This is a genomic window from Bifidobacterium sp. JNUCC 75, assembly GCF_054819865.1.
Genome location: NZ_JBTHIF010000001.1, coordinates 1,226,368 through 1,238,693, shown reverse-complemented (window position 1 = coordinate 1,238,693; position 12,326 = coordinate 1,226,368). Strand labels below are relative to the sequence as shown.

Here is a 12,326-nt window from a genome sequence, read left to right as displayed (position 1 = left end):
TGGTTTGTCCCCACTCTAGACGTGGGCCGTGTCGTCCAGGCCCTACTAATCGCCCGCCTCCCCGGAGGCCTCATCATTGAGCAGGGCGTAAGGTTGTTCGAAGAAGCTAAAAATCCGGTCCAAGTAGGGACCCAGGACCGCGTTGGGCATCTCATATAACTCATGCATGCTGTGAGGCACCTTGACCAACTCGACCTCACAGCCACCGTCACGCACCTGGGCGGCAAACTTCTCCTGGGCCTTGGGTAGGACGAACCTGTCAGGCTCAGCCTGGAATAGGAGAATGGGAGCCTCCACCTGAGCACACTGGTCCGGTCGCATGAGCTCACGGCACATCTGAAGTGCTTCCTTGATCCACTGGTAGGTCACCTGGCTGGTCTGGTACCAGGTCTGCCCTACCCGCAATTGGTGGGCCCATTCAACCCTGGCCAGACTGCCATGCTTATATTTGGACATGTCCAAGTTGGCGTCAAAAGGGTGGAAGCCCGGCACTGGCTTCTCACCCATGCCTACTGCACAGGCTGCGTCCGCTGCTGCCAGTGCCGCCAGGGGCATATGCCCAGTCTTTGGCTCAATCATCGGTGAGGAGAGCACAGCCTTGCCAATGATGTCAGGGAAACGCTCCAGCATTCTCGCCCCGATGGCCGCCCCCATGGAGTGGGCATAAAGGTAGACCGGGTGCTCACCGGCATAGGTCTGGGCCACCTGGGTGCAAAAGCCAGCCAAGTCAGCCACGTAGCGCTCCCAGTTGTCCACCCAGACCAGGTTGGGGTCATCAACCCCGCGCCCTGACAGACCATGTCCCCAGTGGTCGAGGATGCAGACTGAGTACCCGGCCATAAGGAAGTACCAGGTGAGCTCCTCATACTTCCTGCCAAATTCGCTAAATCCGTGGGAGATGACGATGGCTCCCCGGTAGCGGGCCATCACATGGGTTGGGGTGGCATCCTGGAATTCTGAAGCAGAATAGCAGACGTAATGTAGCCGCTTGTGGGGGTCACCCGTGTCCTCATTGGGTATGTCTGAACGAAAACTGTCCTTATCCCCGGGCTGGCAGGAGTCCATCCAACCCTCATGGCTGCACCTGGCCAGGCTGGGCAGGACCTTATTCTTCATGGTCTGCTCGTAGACGTGCTCATCAATTAAATCCACGCTCATAGTCCTAGCCTATAGGAGTCAGGCTTCCCCAATCAGCTTTACACGGCTTTTGCCTGACTTGTTACTTATCCGCAGAAGCCTTAAAACGGGGTTAGAGGACTCAAACCCTAGGGGACTTGGGGGTGTTTCCACTCACTCACAAGCTACATGAGCTTCGTGCTTTCCATATTCCTCATAAACCAACTGTTCAAGCGGATAACAGGGTTGCGCAGAACCAGACCCAGCAGGAGAGAGGGAACCAGGAAGAGGCAGATGGCACCAATCTCGCGCCAGAATTCCATCCCGTAGACGCCGGCAATGGCCGACTGCATGGCGGCTATCGCGTGAACGAAAGGCAGGAAGGGGTAGACCGTCTGGAAGAAGTCTGGCAGGACCTCCCTGGGGACCGTGCCACCTGAACCGGCCACCTGCATCACCAGCAGGATCACGGCCAGGGCCTTACCCACATCGCCGAAGGAGACCACTAGGGTGTAAATCAAGTTCATAAAGACAAAGGCGGCCAGGATACCGACCAGGAGGAAGAGGAGGGGGTGTTCACACTGGATCTTCAGATAGAAGAGGTCACCCAGGCAGACCATGCAGCCCTGCAGGATGGCCATGACGGCGAAGACCAGGAACCGTCCGAAATACTCTTGGTAGAGTTTCATTCCGAACCGTCGGGCATTACCAGGTGATTCAGGTCGAAAAGGTCCCCAGGGTTGTTTGCCTTCTTCATCCAGTGCGTCAGCCCGCAGCCAGGATGCCTTCAAAGAGTCCAGGCCCAGGACGCGGGCCTTCTTTCTGTCGGAGATACTCACCGTCATCATGGCAGCCAGGATGGTGGCCCCCACCCAGATGGAAAGGGTTGAATAGAAGGGGGCCATAGACGAGCCATAGTTGGCAATAGGAAAGACGGCCTTGCGCTGGACGGCCACCGGCGAGGTAAGTAGGGAGGCCAGGGTCTCCGCATCCCCGCTGAGCAGCTTGCGCGCATCCGTTGCCTCCTGGCCCTTATCGCTCTGCATCGTATCTGCCAGGTGACCACTCAGAGCCGTCAATTTACCTGAAGCCTGGCTGAGTTTGTCTGCGACATGATGCAGATGATCCTGAGCCCCTTTGAGGTCTGAAGAAACTGAACTGGACAGGGAGCTGATACCCTGGTTATTGTCATCTAAGTCGTCAAGCAGTCCGCCTGTTTGACTGACAACGGTATCCACTGAATCAGCTAAAGCCTGCAATTGAGGCCGCAGGGTATCCTGATAATCCTTGGACACCTTATCCACTGACTTCCTGGCCTGAACGATACTTTTCTGCAGGTCCTGGTGACTGGACTGGAGGGAACCACTATTATCCTTGACACTTTGGGAAGCGGCACCCAGTCTGTCAGACAGGTCCTTTTGCGCATCTTGCGCTGAACGCACGTTGGCGATGGCATTGTCCAACGAAGACAAGAGCTTCTGCTTAGCATCAGGAGTCAGAGCATTGTTAGACTCCACAGATTCTCTGACAGCCTGTAGGTTCTGAATGACCTTGTCATAGCCGGCAGTAGTGTTCGAGACCTGGTCACTCAAGGTTTGCAACTGATTAGCCACCGCATCTGATTGAAGACCAACATTCCTAAAAGCGTCGTCAACCTGTTTGGCTATAGCGTCATAGGCTGAGCCAGTTTGGTCTAGAGCAGTATTCACTGAATCAGCAGCCCCTGACAGGGCCTTACCAACACTCTTCGTTCCCTTGACACCCTGCCCCAAGGCCTTGCGGGCCTGCGTGATGGATGATCCGGACTGACCAATAATCTTACCTGTCGAGTCCACTAACTGGGCTGAAGAGTCTAAAAGCCCACCGTAGGCGACTACTTGGGCTGAGGCCGTATCCAGGCGACTGGCCATCTCGTTGAGGTGACTTGTAGCTGTATCGAGATACTGCTGGGCCTGTGGACTCTGCGAGTATGCGAAAACCTGACTAGCCAGATCAATACCTACCTGACCGACAGTTTTTACAAAGGTGGTGTCAATAGTGCTTGCCACCGTATCCGCCCCCTTCTCGGTTACGGTGGGGGCGATAGCATTCTTCTTTTGATTCAGGTAATACCCCAGCTGAGCATGCTTAATATCGGACGAAAAGAGGGTCATCATGTCTGCGCTGAAATCCTTGGGGATAACGATAGCGGCATAATACTGCCCTGACCGAACCCCATCGAGCGCTGACTCCCGATCTACAAAGTTCCAATCCAGCTGATCGTTGGCCTTGAGGGTATTGGCTACTGTTTCCCCCACATTGATCTTGACCGGGATCAGATCTGACTTGTATCCGGTGTCCATATTGACCACAGCCACCTTGATTGACTTGGCATTACTGTAGGGATCCCAGCTGGCAGCGATGTTAAACCAGGCGTAAAGGGCTGGCACGATGATCAGGCCAATCAGCACGATGACAGCGATGACATTATTGGTGGCATCGAGCACGTCCCGGCGGAAGATCTTCCATATGTTTTTCATGAGTGATCAGCGCTATCAGCAGTCTCGAACTGAGCCCCACCAGGCCGCAAGAGGGAGCGTAGTCCCCCACCTGGTACCTGAGTCATTCCCAGTAAGCTCACGTACCTGTCACAGACGTATTCCACAATGATGAGGTATGCGTCAATCAGCACAATAGAGACGATGCAGAGGGTGAGCATAACAATTTTTGCCTCGACACTAAAGAGAAGGATGAGGAAGAGGAGGGGGAGCAGGGCCAGGGCCAACCCGGTGCGGATCAGACGGGGATAAATTGCCAGGAAACGATGTGCCCGCCGTCGAATAAGGAGCTTGTACTCATTCTCGAAGTCGCCTTCACCCCCTGTACCCAGGAAGGCCTTGACCAAGCTGCTTAGGCCGACCGGCCGACCGGCCGACTGGTTCTTCTCCGTCAACATCAGATCGGTAGCACCCAGCCTGCGGTCGAAGAGGGCATTCAGACTGAGCATATATCTGCGAACAACTAAACCAATAAAAAGCGCTACAGGCAGGTACCAGAAGAGCGTGAGCATATCCAGCCAGTAGCGGGAACCATACATGCCTCCGATGGTCTCCCTCATGGCATCAATACTGTGTGTGAATGGGAGCCAGGGGCTCAAATTTCTGAAAAAGCTAGGCATCATTTCTATGGGATACATACCGGCTGAGCCTGGTATCTGCAAGATAACCATAACAACTGCCAGTGCCTTACCTATATGACGGAAGGTGGCAGCTAAGGCATAGATGATATTGATGTAGATAAAGGAAGCGAATACGCCGGTCAACATGAAGAGGGCAGGGTGTTCGCACTGAATGCCCAGTATCAAGTCACCGCCTGTGGCGATTACCGCCTGGAAGAAACCGATGAAGACCAGGAGTAGCCAGCGTCCTAGGTAGGCCTGGGTGGCGTTAAATTTACGCAGCCCCTCCTTGTCCACTTCGAGCTTGTAGATAGCGATGAGGATGAAACCCCCTACCCACAAAGCCAAATTGGTGTAGAAGGGGGAAAGGGAAGAGCCATAATTACGAATGGGATAGAGCGTGTGTGTGGTGAGCGCAACCGGCGATGCCATAGCCCTGCCAAACGAGTCGGAATCAAGGTTCAGGGCATCCTCCATCTTATGCCAGGAGGAGGAGCTACCCAAGGCAGCCACATCTGTACGCACTTTGTCCAAATCAGTGTGTACCCCATCCAGGGAGGTACTTGTGGTGGCAAGTGTAGAGTCAGCCCGGTCCAGGGTGCTGTCAAGTTGGTCGAGGAGACTCTTGGACTGGGAGACTGTGGTCGTCAGACCATTGAGGGTCCCCTGCAAGGTACCTGTCATCGTGGAAAGACCATCTATGCCGGTGATCAGGTTGGGCATGAGTGTGCCAGTCAGAGCGCTACTGGTCTGGTTTAGCCTGCCTAGTCCAGCCTGGGCAGAACCGGTAATAGCACCACTGAGATCCTTCGTTGCCTGCTTGCCTGCTTGTAGGATTTGCGTCGAATTCTTAGTAAAACCGTCCAAGGCCTTTTTTTGGTTGTCATGCGCGGATTTCAGCTTATTGAGCTGTTCCTGAATACTGTCATACGAGGGGTCTCCCGGCTGAAGACCAGACTGATTTAAGCCGTTTTGCAGGCGGTCAATAGCCTTCCCGCTGTCGTCTACAATCTGGCCCAGGCTGGAGGTAACCTGATCTACCTTATCCTGGGTCGTATTAAAGCCATCCTGCAAGGTTCCAGCAGCCTGACTTACATCACTGGCTGTACCCGCCAACTTCATGGACCCATCTGACAGGGCCTGATTGAGGGCAGTAGAAAATTCTAGGAATCCTGTACGCACAGTGCCCAAATTGGCATCTGTCTCAGACAGGGCCTTCTGAACCGAACCGATCTGCTTATTGAGGGAGTCCAGGGTCTTTTGGGACTCAGCCACCGTTTGCTTAGCCTGGCCTACTGTGTTCTGAATTCGTCCCAGGGAATCTGATATCTCTTGGACATCATCCATGGTCTTACCCAGGTCATCCACTACAGACTGCCGGGTTTGATCAGCTGAACCTTTGGCATCATGATATTTGGTCAGCACCTTATTTGCTAAGGTGTCACTGACCGTGGATATAAAGGTGGAATTGATCTGCTCATCAATCGTAGAAGCTCCAGTATCAGTGACCTTAGGTACCAGGGCATTTTTCTTCTCGTTGACGTAGTAATTCAGTTTTGGTTTGGTATGAGACCCGTTGATAACCCCGATTAAGTCCTGACTAAAGTGTTGGGGAATAATGATAGCCGCGTACGATTCACCTGCATGAACCTGATTAATGGCCACTTGCTGATCATCCATGAATTTCCAGCCTAAGCTGGTGTTCTTGCGCAACTCGTCAGTGACCTCCCTGCCAGCATTGATCCTACCGGTGAGATGAGAATCAGCCCCCCGGTCTAGGTTGACTATAGCCACGGGAATATTGCCTGTGTTGGCATAGGGGTCCCAGAGAGCAATGACATTGAACCAGGCATAGAGTGAGGGCAGAACAGCTACCCCAATAGTGACCACTAAGGCCACTGGGTTGCGCAGTAGGCGCAGGAGATCCCGTGAAAAGATCTGTAAGACAACTTTCACGACCTACTCCACCTCCTGGGTACCTGTATGACCCTGACAGATGAGGCCCTACCTTATTTGGCCCTACCAGTGACAGGACCTTTACTTCCTTACAGTATCGATTATCGTATGTCTACGACAGTGACTGAAGCTGGGACTGCCTAGAGACAGACCAAAAATAGCTGCCCGCCAATGCCTCGCCTGAGTATAGCCATCTTCTCTTACCAGCGAATCCAGTCAGCTGGTCGTGAAGTTGCCCCCTCCCAGAGGGACCGACCCGCACCTGCATCATCGGGAGGGCTCCTCCCCCTAGCTTAGACAAGAACATCCCCTACTCCTGGTACCTATGGCCTGTCAGCCTGTTCCCCCGGCCGTATGGTTGCATGGTGCGGCCGCTAGCTCATGTCCGGCTTTCTGGCTCAGGCTCAACAGCACCTGTGAAACCAAAATGGAGAGAGCTACAGCAAAGCCCAGGGGCATGATGGCGGTAATGGGAAGGTGACTGACCTCCATCAGCATGGCCAGGGCCATCAGGGGGGCCTGCTGAGAGGCTGCCAGGAGGGCAGTAGCCCCGATCAGGGCACACTGCCAGACCGGCACTGCCGGTAGAAACCAGGCACCCACCAGGCCCACCCCGGCCCCGAGACTGGCCCCGATGGCTATCGAGGGAGTCAGGGTGCCGCCAGAGGCACCAGAACGGATAGTGGCCACGGTGAATACGGCCTTGACCAAGGCGAAGAGGCAGAGGGTCCCCAGGGCCATGACCAAGGCATGAGCGTCCGTTATGCCCTGCAAAGTCTGGTTCATGGCGGTTTGGGCCATGGAACGACCATTGCCCATGACCTGTGGCATCCAGATGGCGACCAGGCCGGTGAGGATACAGACGACGGGCAGCTGGAAGAGAATAGGATTACCCGTGCTCTGGTGCTGTTCGGCCCAGCTGGTCAGCCTGCGGAAGCCGGTTCCCACTAGCCCCATCAGGGGACCTATGAGCAGGCAGAGGCCCATCATCCAGGGAGAAAAAGCCTGGTTAGGGAGGGCATAATAGGGGCCGAAGCCCTTAATGACCCCTCCTACTAGGGTAGCCAGGGCGGACATACCCAGGTTGACCATGACCACCGTGATGCTGACCTGGCCTAGGAGGACCTCGATACCGAAGAAGGCGCCGGTCAGGGGGGCAATGTAGATACCGGCAAACCCGGCGCCGGCGGCAGCTGCAACCAGCATGGTCCGGTCTGCCTTCCGCAGGCCTAGGCGGCCCAGAAGGCGTGTCCAGTAAGTGGCTAGCATGGCCCCGGCCTCCCGGGGGGCCACCTCACGACCGATAGAGCCGCCCGAAGCTACGAGAAAAATCTGTAAGAGCACATGGGTCGCAGTCTGCCAGGCAGGCATATCGGCTCCCCTCACAGCCTTTTTGACAGAGGGAACCGGATGGGTACGGTTGCGCAGCAGCCACCAGAGGATGGCGGTGACCAGACCGGCCAGACTGACCGATATGAACCGGCGCAAGGCAGGGGTCTGGAAGGCCCCGGCCTGATGGGGGCCTTCCACAAAGCCCAACATGAGCTTTTCTGATCCCGCAAAAAAGAGGGAGAGCAGACCTGAGGACAGCCCTACTCCCAGGCCCAGCACCAGAACTGAGATGGCCAGACCCAGCAGTCGTCTGACTGATCTTGTCAGCCGTACTGGAGCCGCACCCGGGCTGCCGACCTGCCCCAGGCCTTGTCGGTCTGCATGCTCCTCTGTATCCTGCTCACTCATCACAGTGCTTAATCTAGCGGATACCCGGACCCAGGGGCTGTAGGGCCGCTAGAACTTATAGGGCTGCATGGGCGATAAGCCGCTTGGAACGGAGGGCTTCGGCCAAGGGCTGCCGCCTAGGCTCTGACGGGCTTTCAGATACGCCTCCTGCTGGTTCCAAACATCCTGTTTCCAGATCTCCCCCCCCCCAGTCGCCGAAGCACAGCATGATGTCACGCCTGCTATGGTCGGCTGCCCGAACGTTATCAGCCACATCCACCACCACGGTGATGAAGCTCTTCATATCCTCATCTAAGGCCAGGAAATCCTGCCGGTTGACAGCGTCACGCTCATAGTAGTAGGCATGGCAGGAGAATTCGAGACCAGGTTCGGCCGGTTTCATGGCGTGGGCTGTCTGGTCCTTATGCCGACAGTCAACATAGTCAGCCCAGCCGGTTCAGCCAGCCCGGATCAAGCCTGAACTGGCTGTACCCTTAGGGCCTGGTAGAGGAAGTCCCGCTGCAGAATAAGCAGGTTCTCGGCCACGGTCTCGTCGTTGGTCATGTGGGTGATGCCGGTCAACGGCAGAACCGTATGGGGACGTCCAGCCGCCATCAGAGCGCCGGAGAGCCTCAGGGTGTTGGCCACGGATACGTTGTCATCCGCGAACCCGTGAATCAGCATCAGCGGGCGACGCAGCGAGGGGGCGTCATCAATGATCCCATTACGGCGGTAGACGGCCGGGTCCAGACCTAGATAGCGCTCGGTGTAATGGGTGTCGTAAAGAGTCCAATCCGTGGGAGGGGCACCCGCGCAGGCCGCATGGATCCGGTCGGGAGCCCGCAGAACCGATAGGGCCGACAGGAAGCCGCCATAGGACCAGCCGATCATGGCCACATGCCCCAGGTCGGCCTCAGGAGCGAAGTCCGGCAGGGCTTCCAAAGCCTCAAGCTGGTCATCCAGAGTCACCTGGGCCATGTCCTCAAAGATGGCCCGATCCCAGGCAGGACCACGACCAGGCGTGCCTCGGCCATCGGCAGTCAGGACCAGGAAGCCCTGATCGGCCCACCACTGGGACTCCCAGTAGTAGGACTGGTTAAAGACCACCTGCTGGGCACCTGGCCCCCCGTAGGGCTTGAGCAGAACGGGCAGGCTGTCGGCGCTGGCGTAAGGGCTGGATTCAGAGGGCCTGACGATGGCTGCGAACAGCTCGTGCTGCCCCATGCGCACGAAGTCCACGTTGGGGGTGAACCCGGGATCGCTGCTGGTGTCGGCCAGGACAGCGCTCATAGCCCCCTGGCTATTGATATGACCTGTATCCACGGCCCGACGATCAGGACGATCCTGATGCTCCGGCCGTACAGGTTCGCCTGTCTGCCTAGCGCTGCTGTCAGGGCGAGCTTCGCCCACCAGGCCCAGCCCTTCAGCACCCAGGCGGTCCAGATCCCCATCAGATCCCAGATAGCAGTGCCGCACCTGTCCCTGCGCCGAAGCCATGGTCCGGCCGCTGACCACGATGCCATGGCCGGCTCGTGAGGCGGACCACACTCCAGGCAGGCGGTTGAGCACATGGATGGAGCCGTCATAGCTCAGGCGCATCAGATCGAAACTGCGGGGATCAGTGGAGACCACCGCCAGCACATCGTGGTCCTCCACAGACAGCACCTGCCGAATCTGGCAACCCGCTGGGGAGAAGACCTTTCCGTCAAGGCGCAGCCGCGTGGTGTCGGCTTCTGTGTCGATGAAGGCATCCACCAGCCCGCCCTGGGGCCGGTAGGCCGGCAGCCCGGGCACCAGGTCGATCCACTGGTCGTTGCTATGCTCCTGCAGCACCATGGTGGACACCTTGGGTGCCGCCTCGGGATCAAGCAGGGTCATATTCCGCCCCGGCTCCAAATCCTGACGGGCATCCGGCACCTGCACATCCAGGATCCTGTCCTCGGTCTGTCGGCGGTTCTGAACCAGCAGCAGGGGCCGATGCCCCTCCTGCCAGCGGACCACGGCCATGTACTCGAAGGCCTGATGGTCCCAGTCCACCTCGCCCACCCAGGGGTCGGCGTCATCCTGGCCCAGGAGGACCAGGCTCAGCCCAACGCGTGCGTTGGCAGTCAGAGCCTGGGGATACCGCCTGGCGCGCGGCCCGACCTGGGGATTGGCCGGGTCGCTGATGTACCAGATCGGCTCATCGGAGGAATCAGTGTGCTCGACCAGCAGAGCCCGGGAATCCGGCGACCACCAGAACCCCTGGTAGCGATCCATCTCCTCGCCGGCCACGAACTCGGCCAGCCCCAGCTGCATCCGATTATCAGTGCCGGGGCGCAGGGCCAGGACAGCCCGTTCATGATCCTGCTCGGCACCCTGCCCGATGGTGACCACCATTAGCCGGTCGCCAGTCGTATAGGCCACCATGGTGCCGTCCGGGCTGATGGCGGGATTAAGCACAGCCGAATCACTGTCTTCCAAGCTCAGAGCCCGTGTGGAGGCGGTGAGACCATCAGGGGCTATCAGCGAAAGCCAGAGCCGACCACCCAGGGCAAAGACCACCCGATCCCCGGCAGCATCCACGCTGTAATCGACAATGCCCTCGCCGCCCTCTCGCGAGCGCTCCCTGCGGGCCAGCTCGGCGGCTGGCACCTGTTCCTGGTCCGCATCCTCCAGCAGGGCCCTGGGGTCAGCCAAGAGCACCTCATGGTGGCGGCCTTCCTGGTCAAAGACGGACAGCCAGAGCCCAGTCACCAGGTCCTCAGGCCCGTCGGAGCGCAGGAAGACGGCCCGTGAACCGTCCCCCACCGCCAGGGCCGACCGTGGAGCACCCAACGTAAACCGCAGGGTCCTGGCCTTGGCCCGCGGATATGCCTCCATCGCCCGATCCACCTCTTCGGCCATGCTCGCTCCTCGAATATCTCTGACATGATCCCCATGACCATGCGTCTGCCACGATGATAAGCGCCCAAGCGCCAAAGGGGAATTCGATCAGCCTCAATACCGATGTCTCATCCTGACGGTAGCGGTCCGTTCGAACCCGTTCATTGGAGAAATTGCAAGCATCCGACCACTCATTACCCCCTTCTGGCAGGGTCACGTACTATGAAAGGGTTATATGGAAAGGGATGACTATGAGCGTTCTCGATCGTTTCGAGAAGAGCGTGGAAGGCGCCGTTAACGGTGTCTTCTCGAAGTTCGGCTCCAAGGACCTACAGCCCGTCGACCTGTCGAGCGCCCTCGAGCGTGAGATAGACTCACAGGCCATGCCCGTTGGTCGCGACCGCACCGTGGCGCCCAACGAGTATCGATTCAGACTATCCACCCCGGACTTCGACCGCATCGAGCAGTGGGGTTCGGAGGCTCTGGCCAACGAGCTGGCAGACAATCTGACCAAGTACGCCGAAAGCCAGCACTATGCCTTCGTCGGCCCGGTCGTGGTCATATTCGAAGAGGACCTCAATCTGAACAAGGGTGACTTCCACCTGTCTGCCGAGTCGGTTCAGGGCAACGCGGCGCCCGTTACCACTCCCGAAGAGTCCAAGGACTGCCCGGTGCTGGAGATCAACGGCCGCCAGTACCTACTGACCGCCCCCATCACCACCATCGGCCGTGGATCCTCCTGCGACATCGTCATCGACGACGCAGGCATCTCCCGCCGACATCTCCAGATCGAGATCACCGACAAGGGCGTGGTAGCCCGCGATCTGGGGTCCACCAACGGCACCTATGTAGAGGGACATCAGGTTCCCGCGGCCACCCTGCTGGACGGCAATACCATCACCATCGGCCGTACCCGCATCCTCTACTGGGCATCGTCGCAGGAACAGGATTCGTAAGTCGCCCAGACCTTGAAGTAAGGTCGAATCATTATGCTGACTGAACTGACATTCGCCATCCTCAAATACGGATTCCTGGCTCTGCTATGGGTATTCGTCTGGCTGGCCGTCCGTTCACTCCGCAAAGACATCGAGACCTTCAGCCCCAAGACTTCCCATACCCGTCGACGCAGTGAACGCGCAGCCCAGCGCAAGCTGCCGGCGGCCGCCAGATCCGTGCCTATCGCCCCAGTCAGCAAGACAGAGCACGCGAACAACGAACCCTCCCTGCTGGTGGTCATCGACGGACCTCTGGCCGGCTCCTCCACGCCGCTGTCCGGGCGTCCCATCACCCTGGGCCGCTCCTCCTCGAACACCTTGGTGCTGGACGACGAGTTCGTCTCCGGCCATCATGCGCGGGTCTACCAGGATCCTGCATCAGGCCGATGGGCCATCGAGGATCTTGGGTCCACCAATGGCACCGTCGTCTCGGGGCAGAGAATCACAGCTCCGACAATCCTACCGGCGGAGGTTCCTGTACGCATCGGAGCCACCACCTTCGAGTTGAGGTAGCCGCC

Annotated in this window: 8 protein-coding genes; 2 read left to right on the top strand and 6 right to left on the bottom strand. The window is 58.0% G+C overall.

What is annotated here, in order from left to right; genetic code table 11:
- Positions 1-45 precede the first annotated feature (45 nt).
- The 6 genes from ACVWNW_RS05075 to ACVWNW_RS05050 form a co-directional block, all read right to left on the bottom strand.
- On the bottom strand, positions 46-1,158 hold the full coding sequence (locus ACVWNW_RS05075) for an alpha/beta fold hydrolase (RefSeq protein WP_454481456.1): 1,113 nt from the start codon (positions 1,156-1,158) through the stop codon (positions 46-48).
- Between the two features lie 143 nt (positions 1,159-1,301).
- Positions 1,302-3,635, bottom strand: coding sequence for a YhgE/Pip domain-containing protein (locus ACVWNW_RS05070; RefSeq protein ID WP_454481454.1), 2,334 nt, complete (start codon positions 3,633-3,635; stop codon positions 1,302-1,304).
- Positions 3,632-6,229, bottom strand: a complete 2,598-nt coding sequence (locus ACVWNW_RS05065) for a YhgE/Pip family protein (RefSeq protein WP_461196331.1) — start codon at positions 6,227-6,229, stop codon at positions 3,632-3,634. Before ACVWNW_RS05065 ends, ACVWNW_RS05070 begins: the two co-directional genes overlap by 4 nt.
- 333 nt (positions 6,230-6,562) lie before the next feature.
- Complete coding sequence (locus ACVWNW_RS05060) at positions 6,563-7,969, bottom strand: chloride channel protein (RefSeq protein ID WP_454481452.1); 1,407 nt, start codon at positions 7,967-7,969, stop codon at positions 6,563-6,565.
- 55 nt (positions 7,970-8,024) lie between these two features.
- A complete protein-coding gene (locus tag ACVWNW_RS05055; RefSeq protein WP_454481451.1) occupies positions 8,025-8,351 on the bottom strand; it encodes a hypothetical protein in 327 nt (108 codons plus the stop codon).
- A gap of 68 nt (positions 8,352-8,419) precedes the next feature.
- Positions 8,420-10,834, bottom strand: coding sequence for a S9 family peptidase (locus ACVWNW_RS05050; protein WP_454481449.1), 2,415 nt, complete (start codon positions 10,832-10,834; stop codon positions 8,420-8,422).
- A gap of 230 nt (positions 10,835-11,064) precedes the next feature.
- On the opposite strand from ACVWNW_RS05050, the gene ACVWNW_RS05045 reads away from it, so the two are divergent.
- Both ACVWNW_RS05045 and ACVWNW_RS05040 read left to right on the top strand, forming a co-directional pair.
- A complete protein-coding gene (locus ACVWNW_RS05045; RefSeq protein ID WP_015021121.1) occupies positions 11,065-11,769 on the top strand; it encodes an FhaA domain-containing protein in 705 nt (234 codons plus the stop codon).
- A gap of 36 nt (positions 11,770-11,805) precedes the next feature.
- Positions 11,806-12,321, top strand: coding sequence for an FHA domain-containing protein FhaB/FipA (locus ACVWNW_RS05040; RefSeq protein ID WP_390895326.1), 516 nt, complete (start codon positions 11,806-11,808; stop codon positions 12,319-12,321).
- Positions 12,322-12,326: the final 5 nt, after the last annotated feature.

Excerpts from the sequence above, each read along its gene's own strand:
- ACVWNW_RS05075 (WP_454481456.1), bottom strand. The coding sequence starts at position 1,158 with ATGAGCGTGGATTTAATTGATGAGCACGTCTACGAGCAGACCATGAAG.
- ACVWNW_RS05070 (WP_454481454.1), bottom strand. The coding sequence starts at position 3,635 with ATGAAAAACATATGGAAGATCTTCCGCCGGGACGTGCTCGATGCCACC.
- ACVWNW_RS05060 (WP_454481452.1), bottom strand. The coding sequence starts at position 7,969 with ATGAGTGAGCAGGATACAGAGGAGCATGCAGACCGACAAGGCCTGGGG.
- ACVWNW_RS05055 (WP_454481451.1), bottom strand. The coding sequence starts at position 8,351 with ATGAAACCGGCCGAACCTGGTCTCGAATTCTCCTGCCATGCCTACTAC.
- ACVWNW_RS05050 (WP_454481449.1), bottom strand. The coding sequence starts at position 10,834 with ATGGCCGAAGAGGTGGATCGGGCGATGGAGGCATATCCGCGGGCCAAG.
- ACVWNW_RS05045 (WP_015021121.1), top strand. The coding sequence starts at position 11,065 with ATGAGCGTTCTCGATCGTTTCGAGAAGAGCGTGGAAGGCGCCGTTAAC.